Here is a 19,211-nt window from a genome sequence, read left to right as displayed (position 1 = left end):
CCTTTCCCTAGTTATGATTTGGTTGAGGCATTTTTCACAAAAACAATTCCACTGTATAACTGAAATGCCGAATCCCAATTAGTCTGTTCTCTCCTAAATATTTGAATATGAGAGGGAATGTGATTTAGCACTTCTGTTTGGTCTAAAACTGTTTCTCCAAAAGGCTGAAAATCTGACCAAACTTTGACTTGAGGTAATTTTTTATCAACCCAATTTATCAAACTATTCCAGTTGATTCTAATTGTGTTTTGTGTGGCTTGGGGAGTAATTTCTAAACCTTTCTGGAATTCATAACCATTGTCATAAATTCTTAAAATGGCACGTCTTCCAGGTAGATGTAAATCACAAAATTGGGCATAGTCTTGAGTTTGGGTTTTCCGTTCTAATTTACCACGAACATTAATATCTACAACCTGTTCAAAAATAGGTAATAGTCCTACAACTCTGGCTGTGACTTCTGACCAGTCAAAATTGAGAGAACCCAGTTGATTTTCTTCATTGCTACAAACAACTGTTGGTTTTGATGGTGATTCGGAAAAATATTGAACTTGATATATTTGAATTTGTTGAATTTGTGAGATTTTCAACCAAAAGCAGGGAATTCCAGCTTGCTGTAACTGTGTCCCATAAAATTGAAGTTCGCCTATTTTTCCTGTCCGGTATACTCTCCAACTGCGACTTGGTAACATCAGTCTAGCTGTGTAGGCATCTATTTGCATAATTTGGGCAAATTTTGCCGCAGCTATAGTTTTCAGTTCGTTGTTGATCGGTTCTAAAACTAATATTCCCTGTTCGGCGTTAGTTGGTTCTGCTGTTGCTTGAACAATGGCTCTTTGTCTTTCTTCTTGCCGAATTTCTTCTATACGTTGTAAACCTTGACGTGCTTGTGACAATATTTTGTTATTTACTGTCACTCGTAGCAGTTGACGATAGATTTTTTCTGCTTCCTGTCGCTTTCCAGAAACTTCTTGTAACCGGGCGAGATAAAATTGCACCCAAGGATTTTCTGGTGAGTCTTTAAGCAGGGGTTTGAGTAATTTAGCTGCGGTTTGGTAGTCTTTGCGTTCAAAGGCGGCGATAACTTCTTCCAGCATAACTTTTAATGAATCTGAATGGATGTCTCGCGCCAAGACGCTTTAGACGCAAAAAAAGCGTGATCGTTTTGCGTGAGATATATCATTTATACTTCACAGGCAGCCGCAATCAAGGATAATGCAACAATTGGTGCGGTGACGGCGCGGAGAATACGACAACCAAGGGAAACAGGCTGAAATTTGGCTTTTATGGACATTTCAATTTCTTTTTCTGTCCATCCCCCTTCAGGTCCGATCGCAATTATAATTTCACCAGAGCAGTTATTTAGCACTTTTTTCAAATGTGGATAATCACCACGCGCTTCACATATATAACGGTGATTTGCTGCATATTCAGTTACAGCGGTGCTAAAGGCTACAGGTTCTAAAATGGTGGGTACAAAAGCCCGTTCTGACTGTTCAGCGGCTTCTGAGGCTATGCGTCGCCAACGTTCGAGTTTTTGCGGACTGGGATTTAATAGGGTGCGATCGCTCAAAACAGGTAAAATACAAGTTACACCCAATTCTGTACAACACCGGACAACATCATCCAAGCTATTTCCTTTCGGTAAAGCCATCATCAGGGTTATAGATACAGGTAACTCGGTTTGCACCTCAAGTAATTCTAAAATCTCTCCTGTTTCTCCTGTTAATTGGGTTAACCACCATTTACCCATACCATCCATCGCAATAAATTTATCACCATCTTGTAACCGCAACACTCGTAATAAATAATGTTGTTGTTGGGGTGTTAATAAAAGTTGGGTTTGTTGGAGTTGGGAGGGGTTAATGGTGATGCGTTGCAGTTGAGACATTATCTGTCAGAATTATGATTTTCAAGATTTTTTGGAATGATTGATTTTTGGGAAGTGGGGATTTTTGGAAGTTGGGATATTTTAAAGATGTTGTTTTATGATATTCTTTATATGATTAGTTTACAGCATTTTCGCCATTACCAATTACCCATCCTGTACATCCTCAAATCCTGGATATCCTGATTTAGACGATTCTCCATATCCCCGACTTCTACCAATATTTCCTCATCAAACCATAAATTTATTACAGAAGTCGGGGATCTAAACCCGTGACAAAATTCTGACAATCACAAATTTCATCACCAACAAACAACCAATCAACTACCCATCCTTTACATCCTTAAATCCTGGACATCCTGATGCTGACAAAAAAATCCGCGTTTATCTGCGTTTATCTGCGTTCACTATTCAAACATCAGGGAAATAATCACTATTCAAAATTTCTTCAGGAGTAAAAGGACATTGTTCAGGAAAAGTTGCACTTGGTAAACCTGTTTTTTGAATCGCTTGTTTTCTGGCTTTGAGATAAACAGAATCTACACAGTTCAGAAAATAATTATAAAGTGTTTTTGAACGACAAGAAAATTCTAACTCATCTCGAAAATTAGAAATCTTATTTTCCCAAACCCGTTGACAAAATTCTCTTTCACTTTCCCAATAACAATACAGCAGAAGATGAATTAATAATTGCTTCAGCTAACTTTCTACTTTTCGTCTTTGTTCAATTCCCAAAGCTTCTAAGTAACTTGGCACAATTAAATATAGAACCTCTCTCCAAACCTCTCCCCTACCAGGGGAGAGGCTTTGACTCCCCCTTCCCTAGTAGGGAAGGGGGCTGGGGGGTTAGGTTTATATTATATTTTTTAACGCCCACTTACTTATCTCTTCTGCTAAATGTGGCCAATCTAAATTTTCAATATCTTGATTTTGTATTTGTTGAAGAGTAGTTTCTATCCATAAATAATAATCTTCTTCATACAGGTTAGGTTGAAGAGATGGTATTGTTCTTATCGTCATACCTTAACCTTAAAACAGTATATAAGGTAATTTTAACATTTTTTGTCTGATAGCGCAGCGTGGAGCAAGCCATATCAGGATTTACAGTATTTAAGGATTTACAGGATGCGATCGCAAATAATCAAATTAGGACTTACGCAAGATACGACTGAAAACCTTATTCTTGCGTAGGGGTAATTCATGAATTACCCCTACTTTCGTGCTGTTTTGCGTAAGTCCTGCAAATAATAATGTTGATCATTAAAAATCAGTTATATATGGGCGCACCTTTTCCCACCCATAACATATAGCATAAAACAAAATTTTCGACTTGTCAAGTCTTAACTATTATTTGACACAAAATTTCTTCTCCCTTGTTTTCCTCGTGTGCTTTGTGTCTTAATTGTCACGAACCGCAGAGAACACAGAGTTTTAGAGATATTTGGTGTAAGTTATGCAAGATTGAACATTGCTTGTAAATGTCACGCAAAAGCTGACAAAATTTGCGTCTTAGCGCCTTTGCGTGAGAATATGTTCTTACAGACCTTGGAAATACTTATCCAAAGCTTCATGTACTAAGTCAGTCATTGGTCGATTTTGTTTTTCTGCGGTTTCCTTCAGTTGCTCATAAACATCATCACGAAGACTTACCCGATGGCGTGATTTTCCACTACTGGTAGGTTCTCCAGGTGTGTAGGTGGCTGAAAACTCGCGGATAGCATCAAAACCAATGCGATCGCAAAAATCACCAAAGCTTTCTTTACCTTTGCGGAACTTTTTAAAATAGATGAAAATCGGTTCTAAAAAGCTTTCTATGTCGTTGTGGTGTAGCTTCTCAATGATAGGTTGTGCTAATCGTGTTTGATCTGGTGAACCACCCAACCAAACTTGATAAGATTCCGGGGCGCTGCCCACAAAACCTAATTCTGCCATATAGGGACGAGCGCAACCGTTAGGGCATCCTGTCATCCTTACCACAAAATGGTCTTTTTGTAAACCCACTTTATCTAATAAAGCGCGGATTCTTTCTAAAATCCCAGGTATTGCTCTTTCTGATTCCGTAATAGCTAAACCGCAGGTAGGTAAAGCGGGACAAGCCATAGCATAGCGAGTTAAGGCTGCAATTTGATTAGGATCAGCAATGACACCGCATTTATCCAAAATCTCTTGAATCGCTTCTTTGTCTTCCGGTGCAATATCGTAAAAAATCAGGTTGTGGTTAGGTGTGAGGCGGATGGGTAGGTTAAACTGCTCTACAATTAACCGTAAAGCGGTTTTTAGTTGAAATGTACCTTCGTCTTTTACCCGACCATTATCAATGGAAATACCCAAGAACAGTTTACCGTCGCCTTGTTCATTCCAGCCTAGATAATCTTGATATTTGAACTTGGGTAATTGTTTGAACGGTTCGACAGCTTTACCAAAGTATTCTTCAACTTGAGTGCGGAACTTTTCTACACCCCAATCATTGATTAAATATTTTAATCTCGCGTGTCGTCTGTCGGTGCGATCGCCATAATCTCTTTGAGTAGCAACAATCGCTTTGACGATATCATAAACATCATCCTTTGCCACATAGCAAATCGGATCAGCTATTCGCGCAAAGGTTTCTTCCTTATTGTGGGTTCTTCCTAAACCACCACCAGCAAAGACATTAAAACCTTGCAGTTCCCCTTTCTTATTGGTCATTACTACCAATGTTAAATCTTGGGAATACAAATCTATGGAATTATCACCAGGTACAGTCACGCAAACTTTAAATTTGCGGGGCATATAGTGAGTACCATAGATTGGTTCTACGGAATCATGAATAATAGTACCATTTCCATTCTTGTGTCGTGCTGCTATGACATCTGGGTGTTCTTCAGCACTAATGGCTTTTTCCCCATCCAACCAAATTTCATAATAAGCACCGGTTTGGGGTGAGAGCAAATCAGCAATATTTTGGGCATATTCCCAAGCATACTGATATTCTGGGCGATTTTTAAAGGGTGCAGGGGGAGCCATGACGTTACGGTTGATGTCACCACAAGCACCCAAAGTTGAACCCAAATTTGTGACAATAGTAGCAATCGCACTCTTGAGATTCTTTTTCAAAATCCCATGTAGCTGAAAACCCTGGCGGGTAGTAGCTCTCAAGGTATGATTACCATATTCATCAGCCAATTTATCCAAAGCCAAATACAGCTGCGGTGGTACTAACCCCCCAGGATTTTTTGTCCGCAGCATCATTTGGTAATCTTTTTCTTGTCCCTTGACACGATTATCACGGTTATCTTGTTGATAAGACCCGTGAAACTTCAGAATTTGTATCGCATCTTCACTAAAGTGGGTTGTGTCCTGAAGAATTTCTGTAGCTACAGGTTCACGCAAAAAATTACTATTTTCTTTGATGCCTTCAACTTTGGAAGGTTTACGATTGTTAACGGAAGAAGGAGCAGAGTTAACCATTACAGTAGTATGTTTCTCAATAATGCAGCAGTTAAAGACTAATTAGGAATTTAGCTATACCTTTGCTGCTGGTAGAACACCGAAAATCCAGTCGGAATTATGAATAATAACTTAATTTTAACACAGTGAAAAGCCGGCTTCATTAGTGATGTAACACTTAACAAAACCAGCACGTTCAGTAGATAGATGTAAATAAACACATTTTTTTTGTTTTTATCTGTTGACATATCAATAAAAATGTGTATTCTGTCAACAGATACCATTAATCTTTACTGCACCGACCTACTGAGCGTATTGTATCAGTTTCATCGGGCGATTTATTCACCATCAACCAGCCAATTCAGGTAACTTCCTACTTAAAGCGAACGCCAATACCACCATTAATGCTGACAGCAGAAGCATCACTATTTTGGTAAGCACCGAGTCCAACTTTAGCGTTAGTGTAGACAAGGAAGTTTTTAGTAACTTCAGATTCCACCCCAGCACCTACAACTACAGAATCTCTGTTGCCCAAGGGTGTTGGTTTACCATCTGACTCTACAAAAGAATAACCGCCAGTAATAAAGGCATTTGTTTTATTAGCGATGGGTACATCTACAGAAACTTCAGGGATGATAGCAGAGGTTTGATCGCTCCAGAGGACATTACCCCGTGCTGAAAAAGGTGTATTGCCCAATTTCAAACGACCTGTGACATTTCCGCCAAAGGTAGCAGCATCGTTTACTTTTCCACCATTGGTAACACCAGCAGCTACACCAGCACCTATATAACTAGCATCAGTGCCTTTTTGGGTTTGGGCAGCCGCTTTACCGACTGAAAGAAATGCAGGAATAATTACTAAGGAAGATAAAGCAGAAATTGTAACCAAAGACTTGAGAAAGGGTTTCATAATTTTCACCAAATTTTAGAAGTTTTACTGTTAAATTGTATGTCGAATAGCAGGTAGAAATGTTCCAGATGATTTTAAATTTTACTAAAGTCCTTGTTGTTATTGATGCAATCCCTTGAGTGTTCAGTGATTTAGCAAATTTTTGAATCAGTAGTTATGATTACACAGCTATATTTGAGGATTCCAGATGAGCAAGTGACAGTTTTGTAATCGTCCCTGAGTAAGATTTAACTATGATAGCAACCGTAAAAGTATTATCGGGCTTAATGGGTGTCTGTGTTGGTGATGCTCTCGGTGTACCAGTAGAATTTACTAGCCGTGCTGAACGTCAGAAATCTCCAATTACATCTATGTTGGGTTATGGTACGTGGAATCAACCACCAGGAACTTGGTCTGATGACAGTTCACTTACCTTGTGTTTAGCAGAATCTTTGTGTCATGGTTTTTCCCTCGATGCTATAGCTAATTCCTTTTACCGTTGGTATGGCGAAGGTTACTGGGGCGCTCACAATCGAGTTTTTGATATTGGTGGCACGACAAGACAAGCTATTATGGATTGGCATCATGGAGCTTTGCCACTAAAAGCAGGTGGTACTAGCGAAAGCAGCAATGGTAATGGTTCTTTGATGCGAATTTTGCCAATGGCCTATTTTTATCAAACCTTGAGTTTTAGGGAATTAATAGAACGAGTTCATCAAGTTTCTTGCATTACTCATGGTCATTTGCGATCGCAAATGGCTTGTGGCATTTATATTAGTATTGCTGTGGAACTACTAGCAGGGTTAAAACCTCATGCAGCTTATTTACAAGGGTTAGACAAGATTCAAGCAATTTATTTTAATCATTTTAATAGTGAATATGCCTTAGAAAAACCCCATTTTGATAGAGTTTTCAGTGGAAAAATTGCCCACATACCCATCGAAGAGATTAATTCTGGTGGCTATGTCATTGATACCTTAGAAGCCTCTTTATGGTGTTTATTAAATAGCTCGTCCTACGCCCAAGCTGTGCTTACAGCCGTTAATTTAGGCGGAGATACGGATACTACTGCGGTGGTAACTGGTGGTTTAGCAGGAATTTATTACGGCTTAGAAAATATTCCCTCAGAATGGCTAGAACAAATTGCCCGTAAACAAGACATCATAGATTTAGCTAATCGTTTGGCTCAGGCAATGAGTATGGCATAATTTAATATGCTCCTCTGGCACAATTAGTCTGATTAGAAGATGAATCTGGGTAAATAGCTAAAGTGTGATATCCCGGAGCAGTATCTTTATAGAAGATTCTAAAAGTATAAAGCTTTTTTTTGCCTTGCCCTTCTGTAATTACTGTTAATAGTGTGTTGTCCATTTTGGGTAAACCTGGAATTTTCAGCCTTTCGATGCGCCGCAGTTGAATGACGTTAGCTGCTGAATTTTTACAATCCCCCGCGCTCAACTTGGGTTCTTGTCCGAACTGCATACACATGGGTCCATCAAAATCCATAGTTACCTGTGACGGATCATTTAACCAAACTTTTTTAATAGTTTCCCCAGCAGGAATAAAGCTTAAATTTGTACCTTGTTGATAGGAAACATCGATATTTGGTACAACTCCTGATAAACCCTGTGCTTGACAGGAAAACATGGAACGGAGAACAGCATTATTAGCTACAGCACGACCAGCCAACAATAACATAGCCACTGAGAAAATCAGGGAAGCCATGGGATTTTGGATTTTGGATTTTAGATTTGGGATTGGGAATCTCTTTTTGTGTATAGGAACTATGAATCCAAATGACTTTAAGTTAATATCTTTCATGACTGCAAACAACTAAAACTGCATTGTACGATTGACATATATTTCCACTTCTTGTCCAGCTGGTATTAACCAAACATTATTAGTTTGTTGTTGCATCATTTGGGAAATTGCTTGTTGATTGCGTTGGGAAATTTGTGGAACTATAGACTTTAAACCACCTTCTACAATTCCAGCCGCTAGATTACGCTGGCCGTTAGAGTTGGTAACAACAGTGCTACCGGAATTGGTTGTAACTTGGGTGTCAATACGATTTAATAACTCTGCGGCTTTACTCACACCTCCCAAAACAAATAGTCCGGCATCCATTCCAGCTATGGATGATCCATTGTTAGGAAATTTATTTGCTACTAATGGTCTACCTTGGGTAGCGCGAACTGTAATTGCATTGTTGGGTAAGCTTCTTTCTTGCAGTTGGCCGTTATCTTGGGAAATCACTTTGATGAGATCCAACTGTAATAATCCTCGCTCAGAAATAGAACGAATTTGAGCTAATAATTCAGTATTTGCTGGTAAGGCGATCGCACCATCCACAGTTTTTAATGGTTCTTTCAACTGCACCACAAATACTTCAGCATTTTCATCTTTTTGATTATTCCTGTCATTACTCCTTGGTCTGGTAGTTTCCCCAAATACTGCTGTCAGCAATACAGCTTTGGTACTAGTTCCTGCTTTAACTACTGATTTCGAGTTTTGTGGTTGTGCTTGACTGACTCGGATATCTGGCTGTGATGGTGGTGGTTCTGGGTTAGAATTAGTTGGTTGTTTGGGGATATTAGTATTATTCACAGGTGGCAATTTAGCCATATTCACACTAGATTTACCAGTGGTTTCAACCTGACCATAACTACCTAATTTTGCTAACTTTGTCCATTCTTCCAGGGGGTCAGGTGGAGATGGTGGTGCAACAGTTGGAGTGATTGTTGGGGTAACAGTCGGGACAACAGTCGGGACAACAGCAACTGGTGGTAAAACTGGTTGAGGAGAATAGGGTTTTGCAATGATGCGTTCTACAGTGACTACGCGAGGTGCAGTAGCAGTTTGTACAGGAGTTGTGATTCTGTTGTTAACCCGTGGAGTTTCCAATCGTGTGGTTACTCTAGTTCTTAGATTTTGTTGTGCTGCTGTGACAGCTTGTACTTGTTCAGCAAGAGCTAATTTTGTTTTTAGAGTCTCTATTTCTTGTTCTAAATTTTGCTCGCGGAGTTCAATTTTTGGGGGTAATGAAGCTGTTGAAGAAACAAGATTATTTTTTGGCTTTTGATTGCCGGTACTCATAATCTGTGTTAAAAACACACCAGCCACCAAAACTACAGCAAAAGTCCCACTACCTACCAAAGCTAACTTAGCAAAGGGATTAGCCGAGAGAGGTTGTTCAGTTGAAACTTCTTGTGCTTGAAACTGGGACGGCTGCAAGCTTTCTATGTCTGCTTCTAATGCATCAATATTGACCCTTGGCGATTCTTCTTCAAAACCCACCAATTTGGCCATTTGAGATTCCCAATCGGAAGAATCTACTTCTAATTGATAGTTTTCAGAATTGGGTTCGATGTGAGGTGGTTGAGAAAGTTCTAAGTCAATTGAATAAGAAGTCATATAGTAATCGGGTTTGATTTGTGGATTTATTTGTTGAGGAAGAGTTTCACCTCTGTCACCTGTCACCTGTCACCTGTCACCTAATAGACCTCTCCGGAAATATGGTAGAGACGTTCGGAACGTCTCTACAAGGATTTCAAACCACGCACATTTAATTACCGGAGATGTCTAATACGGATTTTCCAGAACATTTGTTATCTTTGATGTCGCATATATCGTAAATCTCTAGTCTAGCTTCTCCCAGACGGTAAGCTGCTAAATGCCACGGTAGTGGTTTGGTTGGCAGAAAAGTTCTTGATTTATCAATGGTTCTGACTAAGATTTTTTTATTAAACGGAATTGATGTTCCCAGATTATTATAACCGCTAAAATTTAATTGATTGGCAAGCATCTCTATTTCCCATTTACCATTAGCTATTTCTTTAGGCTGAGAAATTTTTTCTATTACTAATATATATTCATTACCTTGATTTATATTGGCAAATTGATTAGTTGCATTTAAGTCAGTAAGTTCTGATTGAAATTTCGGTTTTAAATTAGGGGCTAAGAGTTGAGAACTAATTTCCCATACTGTCATTTGTGGTTGTTGTCGTGACCAGGTAAGCATAAGGCTCATGGTTTCACCAACAAAGCGGCGAATTGTTTCTGGATGTCGTTCATAACTGGTTTTTGGATCTACAGTGATAGCGCGACCATCAACAAGTTGTACTAAACTTTGGGGTGTTAATTGCCTTTTTAAATCCTGTAAGATAGAACCGTGAAACAAAAGTAATAGCAAGGTAAATAAATGTAAGCCAAATGTTCCTACTGCTAAAAGTGGTAATATGCTACTTTTTTTAGTTTCTGATTTTACGAGTTGCATAATTAAGGTAATTGATAATTGTAATTAAAATTTATCTGAGAAAGCTATCAGAGGTTCTTATGTTTCCGCAGGGGTTAGATTTATCATTGCTGAGGTTACTATAGTTATCTATTAAGCATAAAGTCCGAATTTCATAAATTTCTAATTTTTGAGCGCGATTGCTATAAATTGCTTTTTGAATATCGGTGCTAATCTCAGGTAGAGGATGGGGATAATAATCTACTGCACGAACTAATAAATCTTTATTAAAAGGCGTTATTGTTCTTCTATCATCAGCGCGTTTTTTTTGAATCAAATCTGCTACCATTCCCACTCTCCACTTTCCAGGTTCTATTTGTTCTGGGGGATAAATTCGCTTAATAATTAACTCTGCTGACATTGCTTGAGTAGGGTTGTTAGAGAAAACTTCTGCTGGTGTCATTTGAGCGATCGCACTTAAAAAACCTTTCCGAAAATCTTCTGATATCGCAAAACTAGCTACCCAACTACTCGTAGTCACTTTTTGATTTCCACCTTGTGATGTTCTCAACGTAATTCCTGGGTCTGGTTGCGGTTTTACGGCTGCTTCAACATTGTTTACTGGTAAAGTTCCTGACCAGTTAAACATGGATGTCATGGTTTTACTAATAAATTGGCGAATTGCTTCAGGATCTCTAGCTAAATCATCAGTTGCAGTTGGGGTTTTACCATCTATCATTTGCACAAAACTAGGCGGTTTTCGCAGACTGAGTTGGCGAATATTCAACCCTTGCAAGATGAATAAAAATAATACCAATAAATGTAAACTAAAAGTAGCGATCGCGAAAGTATTTAAAATATTGCTTTTGGGTTTTTTATTGTTAAGTAAATTTGTCATTTTTGTATATCCATCCTATTTAATAATATTATTCAGATTTCTATCTCAATACGTTTCAGTTAAGCCTAATTTTTTGGAAAACGAACCGCAGAGGACGCAGAGAACACAGAGAAAAGAAAAGAAAAGGAAAAATTATTAACTGAAATGTCTTGATTTATATTCTACTTTTTACCAAACCATCTGTATTATTAATAGCACTAAAAACAGCAAATCCCCCCGCACCAGCCACCACCAAAGATAAAACCGGGGCTAAAATTCCCAGAAAAATAATGAACCACATTAAATCAGGATTTGCATTAGGATTTTCAGCGGGTCCATTAATAACTACAGCAGAAGTGACAGCAGCAATAATATTAAATGATATCTTGGCAATACCCGCAGCTAAAAACCCAGTCAGCCATGCAAAAATCGGTTTTCCAGCCACAGGTAACAAAGACGCACCCACAGCTATCGGACCCAAAGTTGCAATTAGTAACATAGTAGCTTCTAGAAGATTTTGAAAAGCATATTGCAAAGAAATTAAAAAGTTTTTGATGCTAGTTTGTGTCGTATTTCCCAACAAAGAATTAAAACTAGTGTCTGATAAATTTGTTGTCCCAAACTTTAAAGAAAGTACCTGATTTTCTAATCTTTGAATCCAAACTTTATCCCCGTACAAATTTCTATATTCCCGCCACAGTCCATCTATTTGATCACTAGCTTTAGCAAAACATTGATTTTGTTGTTCACCAGTTAAAGATTGACAAGGACGAATTAAAGAACCAGCCACTTCTTCAGCCAAACTCATATTTAAAGCTTGTTGATAAGTTTGATTAGCATCTGCTGTAGTTACGACTTGCTGATTGACAGTATTAATAAAACTTCTTACCCCCAAAGTCAAACTAGCAAGTATACTACCATTTCCCGTATTACTTAATAACATTACCACTATAAAAGGCCAAATCAAACCCGATATAGGGCGAGAATACTCACTATAAATAACATCTTTTAACCATTGCATCATAAAAAATAGTAAAGTTCCGACAGCAAAAAACACACCCAAATTGGTAATAGCACCATATAAATTATTACTAGAACTATTTTGTAATAACTCTAGCCATTGATTATCCCAACTTTCCGCCATACTTCTGGCAGTTTCAACACCACTATCAAGAGTTTCATTAATACCAATTTCAGGAAAGATTTGCAAAATATAAAACTGCATTTTGGGTTCACGGAATTTTATAAGAATTATTTAACAACCACAGAGGCACAGAGTACACAGAGAGAGGAGAAATAGAGAGGTTTTTTCTCGTTCCCATACTCTGTATGGGAATGAATTTTAGAAGGCTCTGCCTTCTATTAAAGCAGAGGCAGAGCCTCTTTGATCACATTCCCAGTCTGAGACTAGGAACGAGATAAAAATATAAAACTGCATTTTGAGTCTTCCTTTGCTCCTTTGCCTCTTTGCGCGAAATAAAATAATATTAATTTTCCTCTCTCCCAAACAAATCTATTTGCGAAGTCGTCCGCATCAGTCTTGCAGCTTCAGTTGCTGAATCAACTCGACGCGCACGATTCATTTCTTCCATTTGCTGAGAAATACTTGCTAAATTCAAATTAGAATATTGCAAAGATTGATTAGTTTGCATAGTTTGAGCCAGCGTTTCTCCAATAATTTTTGATTGCTCACTTTGTACCTTCAGAGATTGTAATTGCAAATTAATTTGATTAGCATTAGATTGGGCTGATATTTGTTGACTGATATTATTAATAGCCGGAAGTTTCGCAATAATATCACTGAGTAAATTTTGATTACTTTGTTCTGCATTATTGACAGTTTCTACAATAGTTGTAATGATATTTTCAGTCTCTTCCAACTTATTTTTCAATCTTCCTTGTCCATCCCTACCCATCACACCTTCCACCGAACCACGAATAATCAAACGATTCATTTCATTACTAATCGCATTCGCTTTGACAACCGGATTATTTTCAAACTTATCTGTGATTGGGTAAAAAAATAAATCCTGACGTGCTTGTCTCCCCACTTCAATCGGATTAGGTAAATTCAACTGTCCTGTAGAACCATTCAAATAATTTTGACTACTAATTTCCAAAGGTCTTAAAGTTTCACTCACATTATTTCTAAAATAATTTTGCATATCCACAGAATACAATTGAAACTCACTCCAAACCTTACCTAATTCTCCCATCGCTGGTAAAACCAAAAACAACAAAAACCCCAAACTAAAAAAAACAACCTTCCGCATAAAATCCCCTTTAATATATAAAAATATCTCATGTATCTCTCTGCGCCTCTGCGCCTCTGCGTGAGCCTAATTCATCTCTTAACCACCACGCAAAGAAGCCACTAACTGCCGAGCAAAAACAGAAATCGCTTCATACTTATCCCGATAAAGTAACATCGCTTCCTGACGAGCAGTTTGTTCATTAGGATTATTCGCAACCGCCGCCAACTGTTCATAACCTGGATAATAACGGCAGAATGTATAAATCCCATTATCATCTAACAACCATTGACTATAAATACCTTCTTTCCGAGGAAAGAAGCTTTCCGTCGCATTCCGAGAAATAACATCGCGGGGATATTTTAAAATACTGATAAAACTATCTACCGCTACTGGTTGAATACGACCTATTAATCTAGTTGACAAATTTTGTAAAATCTTCGATGCAGCTTTAGATTTAGCAATTGTATCGGGATCTTGTGCTGATAAAATAACTCGAATTCCAGCTTTTGCACCGTTAGCGCAAATTCTCCCCACTAAATCTGATATTTGATCAAACTCAAATAAAATTGGGGCTTCATCAATGAAAAATATCGAAGCTGGACTGCTTAAAGCTCGTCGCAAAGCTGCGGAATAAGCACTTAAAGATAAAACGGCTGCATCTTCATTATCTGATAGATTTCGCAGCGCAAAAACTAAAAGTTGGGCATCGGTGGGAAAGCTAGATGGTGCAGAAATTGATTTTCCCACACGACTAGAAAGCCAAAAACGCAAACGTAATTGGATTTGACTGAGTGCATCATCTACTCTGCCACTAATAGAATCTAATTGCAGATGTTCTGGAGAACAAAAATAGAGAAAGTCTTGTAATGTAGGGGTTTTTTGCCAAGCTGCACTACCAAAACCGTTAGATATTGCTTGTTGATATCGCTCCTTAATAGCTGCATCAGCAAAGAACGCTGTTAAGGCTAAATTGAGCAAGGAACGCACAGTTTGAGTTAATAGTTGATTTTCAGTAGATGAGCCTAAAACCATAGTCATCAAGGCTGATTCTAAGAATCCAGTATAATCGAGAAGGCGATCGCGTTGTTCTTCTGGTGAAAGTGACCTTAAATCAGGCTGTTCAAACAAATTATTTGATTGTTTGGAAATATCAAAATAAGCCCCATTCCCCTCCATAAACTCTGTATAGTCAGTAAAGGTAGATGTTCCATCAGGTTTAGGAAAGTCCAATGCAATTACAGGAATTCCATGAGCTAAAGCTTGAGTTAAAATTCCCGATACCAAAACCGATTTACCCGCACGAGTAGTAGCAAATAAAGCTAAATTTTTATGTTGATTAAACAAATCTAAATGTATTGGTGTTCCTCCTTCCTCCGCAATTAATTCAAAGCCGTGTTTATCTCCAGCTTTAGTTAAAATTAAAGGCATTAATCCTGGCACTTCACTTGTTAAATATAATTGTCTGCGGTTAAAAGGCTTAACTAACAAACCTTCCCAAACTATTGGTAGAGATTGTAACCAAATTTTCCAGGCATATTCTACTTCTCTAATTACCTGGGCGGGACGTTGAAAACAGTTTTCAATATATCTGGTAGCTTCGTCTAATTTTTCTACAGTCGGACGATGGACAAAAATAACTACACTCGTATATATCGGAACTGCACCTTCATATAATTGTTCTTGAGCCGCTACCGATTTCTTTAACTTTAATTGAGCATTAACATCAATAGTTTTACTTTTTTCCTGTGCCATCATAGCGGTCATATTCGACTGCTTTAAAACTCGTTGTAAAGTAGTTTTTACTAATGCAGGATTAGCAGCAGTTAACTGACAGAAAATTTCTGTATCTACAACCGTTTCTCTAGCTAATAAATCCCACAAATAACTCAACTGAGAAAATTTATTCGGCCAACCTCCCGGTTTTTCCAGAAATGTCATCGCCCCAATATAGCGATTTTTTACATTTACCCAACGACGATCAGCACGGGGTACACTAGATTCCATTAACAAGGTTGTACTATGGATATTTTCTATCAACAATTTGCTACTAGCTAAATCTGAATTAACTTCTTCATGCAGTCCATTTTCATCTAAATAAAGTAATTGGGGAATTTCTATCGGTGGAGTATCATTAAATCTTCTCCAGACTTCTTCCCAAAGTTCTTCCGCATTCAGAGGTTTAACATCTAACCCCATTTTGTTAGATAACAATTGTTCCCATCGAGAAAAACCTTGTTGGTAAGCTTTGATGATCAGAGTTTCAATGCGTTGGTTTTGAACTTCTCCCAATTCCCCTTTGAATTTTAACCACCAAACTTCAGTTTTAGCTAAAAGTTTCTCAATCCAATCATCAGCTTGATTAGCATTAGGTTCAATTGTATAAGTAACATATATTCTGAGAAATTTTGGCTTGCGAATACCAGAATTACTCAGTTCTTGAATTCTTGCCCTTTCTGCTGTCAATAAATATTTAAGATCCCGCGATGGTGTCCGCTTTACCAACTCTGCTAGTTCTTGTTGGCGTTGTTTATCTGAACTAAAAGACCCTATATGTAAGGTCATTTTTTCACCTTCGGGAATATCTTTTAAACCAGATTCAATATTATTAAAAATAGTCTCTATTTGTTCCGACCTTAAAGTGGTATGAATGCCTCGACATTCAAACCCGAAAACAAAACAAAACCGATCTTTTTGATTTTCTTTATTGAGAACATAAGCACCAATATCTCTTGAATTTAGCTTAATACGGAGCATTGTCGCCAAATGTAAAGCATCTTCAAATGGTGTTAGTCTACTTTCTTGTCCGCCGACGCTGATGCTTTGTTTTCCGATTTTTTGTTTCATGGTTAATTTCTAGCACGCTTTGATAACGAGCAAAGCCTCTTGTCCAAGTGGGAACACCAATAAACTTGCTTAAAAAACGCCAACTCCTACCACCACTTAAAATCCACCAAGTTGCTATTCCCCAACCTGTCATTAATGCTGTCCACAACCATCGTTGGAAATCATTTGCAAATAGCCCTCCAAAAACGCCATTAATCACAAAGTAGGAAACTAGAACAATTACTAACCAAGGAAAAATTTGATCAGCGGGAATTGGTCCTAATGATGGTTGTGAACCTAAGATTTGATTAACTGGACGAAATTCTTGATCTCGTTCTTCAGGCATAAAATAGGTGATAGGTGAGAGGGAGCAGGGGGGCAGGGGAGCAGGGGAGCAGGGGGGCAGAGGGGCAGGGGAGCAGGGGAGCAGGGGAGCAGGGGGGCAGAGGGGCAGGGCGGAAAATTATCTTCTTCTTCCTTCTTCTTCCTTCATCTTTCCTCCTGAACTCCTGACTCCTGAATTCTTACAATTAACTACTACTACTATCACCAATTACAAAGCCTGTGAGGACATCTGCAACAGTGACAGCAACAACCACTATCAAAGGAACTCTAGCGATACTTTGCCAATCTTCATCTTTGCGAACGGCATTAATTACACCAATCAGAGAAACAGCAATATAAAGTAAATAAATTGCTCGCAAAACGTTGAATATCAAACTTACTGCTGTTTGGGGATTACTACTGCTATCTGTACCTTGTGTCAAGGTACTTTTGAAAAAGTTTTCAGCTTTACCAAAAAATTGAGCAGATGCTGGGGTGGCAAAAAAGTCTAACCAAAATAAACTGAGGATGATAGATACTGCCGATATTTGTAATATTATTAGCCATCCTTTTGGTAAATTTACCTGATGTCCAATTTGCTGGCAGACTATAGTTATTAAACTACCTATTAGTAAACAAAAAAGTAGAAGAGGACTTTTTAAACTAATGACGCTTAAAAAAACAGCGCAAGCAATTAAAAAGGGTACAGATTCAACTAGATGTTTTTGGCATACTTTCCCAGTCTCCAGTAATTTCTCCGTTGTTGTCGTTGTCCTCACAGTTAAACTTTTATCGAGTCTTTTCATACTATGATTTCTAAGCATTTACCAATTTCCCTGTTTTTTATAAAAAAATATCAGTAATATTCATTACCAATATAAGAAACACTATATTACTTATCACCTGTCACCTTCCACTATCTGTCTCTTCAGCGAATTCATGGGTTTTATATTTTATATATAGTATATTTTCGTTTTGTTACTGTGTATTAAGGTTTAGGTAATCAATTCTTAACATTTAGTTAAATCTCAGCTATTTTTCTCACAGGTAAAAGAAAATTGCTGGTCGGATTAAGCGATAACGCAAAATAACAAACTTTCCCAAATCTTGGTTTTCCTTAAATTTTAAATCCTCCGTCTGGTAACATTTAAGAGCATTCTATTTGTAGCTGCTCATCAATCCATTGTTGGTAGGCAGGACTGGCGTTAACAATAGGTAAAGCAATAATTTCTGGCAGTTGGTATGAATGGAGTTCTCTAATTTTGGCTTCTAACGTAGGGAATAGCGCCAAATTACTTTTCATCACCAACTGCCATTCATGCTTTTTGTGAATTTCTCCTTGCCATCTGTAAATAGAGTAGACGGGTGACAGACCGACAGCAGCCGCGAGTTTAGCCTCCACAACAGCTTGGGCAATTGTTTTGGCTTCCTCCTCAGTAGCAACTGTCACCAATACTACACCATAACCAGCTGGTTGCTGCAACATTGCTAAACCATAGACAGTGAGTAAACCTGACCATCAATCAACAATCGGGTGATGCCTTTGGCTTGCAGGTGGGTACTAGCCTTGTGCAGCATTCTACTGTCAGGGACTTTAATCACGCGATCGCGCTTAGTAGAGAAGCGTTTAGCAACTCGGTGATTATCAAACACCGGCAGAGTTTTCTGTTGGGTTTCGATGGTGGGAATAGGTCCTAAGTCGCCAAAATCCTTGAGTGGTCTGGTAATTAACTCCGCAGAGCGGTCAATGACCAAGTAACAAGTTTTGGGCAAATGTGCCACCGACAAGGGTAAAACTTGAACTGCGGCTTCACCTGATCTAAGTCTTGTGACTAGGGGTGTAGGTTCCTCAAAATCGTCGTCTTCAAAATCCTCCTCATCTTCATACAAATCGTCGTCTAAATCTTCCAAATCATCAGACTCGTCCAGTAAATCATCGTCGAACATATCCGCAATGACGTTTACCACTGGGGTTTCATCCTCTAGGATTGTTCTGGGGATGCTGGGTAGTAGTTCTGTGGGCTTGTGTCTGACAATTTCTATTTCCTTAGCTACTGGCAACAGTGGTTTTTCCGTGGCAGAAGAGCGCGTTTTCACCCTTCTAATCGCTGGGATTGGGGGTGGAACCTGCTCAGACTTAAAAACCTCTTTCACCTCTTTGATGGCTGGTTTCTGCGGTTCAACCTTTGGCAACTCTAAGCTTGGTCTATCGCTGGTTGCAAGCGGTGTTTCTATTGGTCGTTGACTCAACAGCGGTAACTGTTCGTAGCTTACCTGCGCTCTGCCTTCAGGGGTTCTAGCAGCGCGTTTTAAGGAAACAAGATATTCGTAATCTTCTTCCGGTAAGGTACTTTTGAGCAGTCGGCTAATTGTTGAGTTGCTCACTCCATAGCGTTCTGCCAAAGTCGAGGTGGTTTCGGCAGTCTCTCTATATAGCTTGAGAATTTCTTGTTTGTCTGAATCTGTTAATTTTCTCACGGTAGACACCAAAATTT

At 38.5% G+C, this 19,211-nt stretch carries 18 protein-coding genes; 1 reads left to right on the top strand and 17 read right to left on the bottom strand.

From position 1 onward, the window contains the following. Positions 1-11: 11 nt before the first annotated feature. From H6G06_RS11355 to H6G06_RS11330, 6 genes are all read right to left on the bottom strand, one after another. Positions 12-1,094 carry a tetratricopeptide repeat protein gene (locus tag H6G06_RS11355; protein WP_190560115.1) on the bottom strand — a complete coding sequence of 361 codons (1,083 nt, stop codon included), beginning with the start codon at positions 1,092-1,094 and terminating at the stop codon, positions 12-14. Positions 1,095-1,180: 86 nt separating this feature from the next. Then, on the bottom strand, positions 1,181-1,888 hold the full coding sequence (locus H6G06_RS11350; protein ID WP_190560113.1) for a 16S rRNA (uracil(1498)-N(3))-methyltransferase: 708 nt from the start codon (positions 1,886-1,888) through the stop codon (positions 1,181-1,183). Positions 1,889-2,296: 408 nt separating this feature from the next. Continuing rightward, complete coding sequence (locus H6G06_RS28120; RefSeq protein WP_199306667.1) at positions 2,297-2,584, bottom strand: DUF29 domain-containing protein; 288 nt, start codon at positions 2,582-2,584, stop codon at positions 2,297-2,299. A gap of 153 nt (positions 2,585-2,737) precedes the next feature. Continuing rightward, positions 2,738-2,905 (bottom strand): DUF29 family protein, encoded by a 168-nt coding sequence (locus tag H6G06_RS11340; RefSeq protein ID WP_190560111.1) that lies wholly within the window; start codon positions 2,903-2,905, stop codon positions 2,738-2,740. Positions 2,906-3,421: 516 nt separating this feature from the next. Beyond that, the gene (gene sir, locus H6G06_RS11335; RefSeq protein WP_190560109.1) at positions 3,422-5,335 is read right to left on the bottom strand and encodes a sulfite reductase, ferredoxin dependent; all 1,914 of its coding nucleotides are present in this window, start codon (positions 5,333-5,335) and stop codon (positions 3,422-3,424) included. A 352-nt stretch (positions 5,336-5,687) separates the two neighbouring features. Continuing rightward, positions 5,688-6,224 carry a porin family protein gene (locus tag H6G06_RS11330; protein WP_190560107.1) on the bottom strand — a complete coding sequence of 179 codons (537 nt, stop codon included), beginning with the start codon at positions 6,222-6,224 and terminating at the stop codon, positions 5,688-5,690. A 233-nt stretch (positions 6,225-6,457) separates the two neighbouring features. On the opposite strand from H6G06_RS11330, the gene H6G06_RS11325 reads away from it, so the two are divergent. Next, on the top strand, positions 6,458-7,411 hold the full coding sequence (locus tag H6G06_RS11325) for an ADP-ribosylglycohydrolase family protein (protein WP_190560104.1): 954 nt from the start codon (positions 6,458-6,460) through the stop codon (positions 7,409-7,411). A 1-nt stretch (position 7,412) separates the two neighbouring features. Here H6G06_RS11325 and H6G06_RS11320 read toward each other — a convergent pair whose 3' ends face one another. The 11 genes from H6G06_RS11320 to H6G06_RS11270 all read right to left on the bottom strand — a co-directional run bounded on the left by H6G06_RS11320 (position 7,413) and on the right by H6G06_RS11270 (position 19,194). After that, complete coding sequence (locus tag H6G06_RS11320) at positions 7,413-7,928, bottom strand: hypothetical protein (protein WP_190560102.1); 516 nt, start codon at positions 7,926-7,928, stop codon at positions 7,413-7,415. 108 nt (positions 7,929-8,036) lie between these two features. Further along, on the bottom strand, positions 8,037-9,617 hold the full coding sequence (locus H6G06_RS11315) for a TrbI/VirB10 family protein (protein ID WP_190560421.1): 1,581 nt from the start codon (positions 9,615-9,617) through the stop codon (positions 8,037-8,039). Positions 9,618-9,768: 151 nt separating this feature from the next. Beyond that, positions 9,769-10,479 (bottom strand): hypothetical protein, encoded by a 711-nt coding sequence (locus H6G06_RS11310; protein ID WP_190560100.1) that lies wholly within the window; start codon positions 10,477-10,479, stop codon positions 9,769-9,771. A gap of 31 nt (positions 10,480-10,510) precedes the next feature. Continuing rightward, the gene (locus H6G06_RS11305; RefSeq protein ID WP_190560098.1) at positions 10,511-11,335 is read right to left on the bottom strand and encodes a hypothetical protein; all 825 of its coding nucleotides are present in this window, start codon (positions 11,333-11,335) and stop codon (positions 10,511-10,513) included. A gap of 154 nt (positions 11,336-11,489) precedes the next feature. Next, positions 11,490-12,539 carry a hypothetical protein gene (locus tag H6G06_RS11300; protein ID WP_190560096.1) on the bottom strand — a complete coding sequence of 350 codons (1,050 nt, stop codon included), beginning with the start codon at positions 12,537-12,539 and terminating at the stop codon, positions 11,490-11,492. Positions 12,540-12,801: 262 nt separating this feature from the next. Beyond that, positions 12,802-13,587 (bottom strand): hypothetical protein, encoded by a 786-nt coding sequence (locus H6G06_RS11295; RefSeq protein WP_190560094.1) that lies wholly within the window; start codon positions 13,585-13,587, stop codon positions 12,802-12,804. Positions 13,588-13,665: 78 nt separating this feature from the next. After that, positions 13,666-16,413 carry a hypothetical protein gene (locus H6G06_RS11290; RefSeq protein ID WP_190560092.1) on the bottom strand — a complete coding sequence of 916 codons (2,748 nt, stop codon included), beginning with the start codon at positions 16,411-16,413 and terminating at the stop codon, positions 13,666-13,668. Next, complete coding sequence (locus tag H6G06_RS11285; RefSeq protein ID WP_190560090.1) at positions 16,361-16,738, bottom strand: hypothetical protein; 378 nt, start codon at positions 16,736-16,738, stop codon at positions 16,361-16,363. The genes H6G06_RS11290 and H6G06_RS11285 overlap by 53 nt, the downstream gene beginning before the upstream one ends. A 184-nt stretch (positions 16,739-16,922) precedes the next feature. Further along, positions 16,923-17,522 carry a hypothetical protein gene (locus tag H6G06_RS11280; RefSeq protein ID WP_242039663.1) on the bottom strand — a complete coding sequence of 200 codons (600 nt, stop codon included), beginning with the start codon at positions 17,520-17,522 and terminating at the stop codon, positions 16,923-16,925. Between the two features lie 341 nt (positions 17,523-17,863). After that, a complete protein-coding gene (gene cutA, locus H6G06_RS11275) occupies positions 17,864-18,199 on the bottom strand; it encodes a divalent-cation tolerance protein CutA (RefSeq protein ID WP_422387050.1) in 336 nt (111 codons plus the stop codon). 5 nt (positions 18,200-18,204) lie between these two features. Next, positions 18,205-19,194, bottom strand: a complete 990-nt coding sequence (locus H6G06_RS11270) for a transposase (protein WP_190560084.1) — start codon at positions 19,192-19,194, stop codon at positions 18,205-18,207. Positions 19,195-19,211: the final 17 nt, after the last annotated feature.

The sequence above is a fragment of the Anabaena sphaerica FACHB-251 genome (assembly GCF_014696825.1).
Classification (GTDB): Bacteria; Cyanobacteriota; Cyanobacteriia; order Cyanobacteriales; family Nostocaceae; genus RDYJ01.
The sequence above is the reverse complement of the archived record's forward strand: the minus strand, read 5'-3'. Positions and strand labels throughout refer to the sequence as shown.

Coding starts and splice junctions, on each gene's coding strand:
- H6G06_RS11355 (WP_190560115.1), bottom strand. CDS start 1,094: ATGCTGGAAGAAGTTATCGCCGCCTTTGAACGCAAAGACTACCAAACC.
- H6G06_RS11350 (WP_190560113.1), bottom strand. CDS start 1,888: ATGTCTCAACTGCAACGCATCACCATTAACCCCTCCCAACTCCAACAA.
- H6G06_RS11340 (WP_190560111.1), bottom strand. CDS start 2,905: ATGACGATAAGAACAATACCATCTCTTCAACCTAACCTGTATGAAGAA.
- sir (WP_190560109.1), bottom strand. CDS start 5,335: ATGGTTAACTCTGCTCCTTCTTCCGTTAACAATCGTAAACCTTCCAAA.
- H6G06_RS11330 (WP_190560107.1), bottom strand. CDS start 6,224: ATGAAACCCTTTCTCAAGTCTTTGGTTACAATTTCTGCTTTATCTTCC.
- H6G06_RS11325 (WP_190560104.1), top strand. CDS start 6,458: ATGATAGCAACCGTAAAAGTATTATCGGGCTTAATGGGTGTCTGTGTT.
- H6G06_RS11320 (WP_190560102.1), bottom strand. CDS start 7,928: ATGGCTTCCCTGATTTTCTCAGTGGCTATGTTATTGTTGGCTGGTCGT.
- H6G06_RS11315 (WP_190560421.1), bottom strand. CDS start 9,617: ATGACTTCTTATTCAATTGACTTAGAACTTTCTCAACCACCTCACATC.
- H6G06_RS11310 (WP_190560100.1), bottom strand. CDS start 10,479: ATGCAACTCGTAAAATCAGAAACTAAAAAAAGTAGCATATTACCACTT.
- H6G06_RS11305 (WP_190560098.1), bottom strand. CDS start 11,335: ATGACAAATTTACTTAACAATAAAAAACCCAAAAGCAATATTTTAAAT.
- H6G06_RS11300 (WP_190560096.1), bottom strand. CDS start 12,539: ATGCAGTTTTATATTTTGCAAATCTTTCCTGAAATTGGTATTAATGAA.
- H6G06_RS11295 (WP_190560094.1), bottom strand. CDS start 13,587: ATGCGGAAGGTTGTTTTTTTTAGTTTGGGGTTTTTGTTGTTTTTGGTT.
- H6G06_RS11290 (WP_190560092.1), bottom strand. CDS start 16,413: ATGAAACAAAAAATCGGAAAACAAAGCATCAGCGTCGGCGGACAAGAA.
- H6G06_RS11285 (WP_190560090.1), bottom strand. CDS start 16,738: ATGCCTGAAGAACGAGATCAAGAATTTCGTCCAGTTAATCAAATCTTA.
- H6G06_RS11280 (WP_242039663.1), bottom strand. CDS start 17,522: ATGAAAAGACTCGATAAAAGTTTAACTGTGAGGACAACGACAACAACG.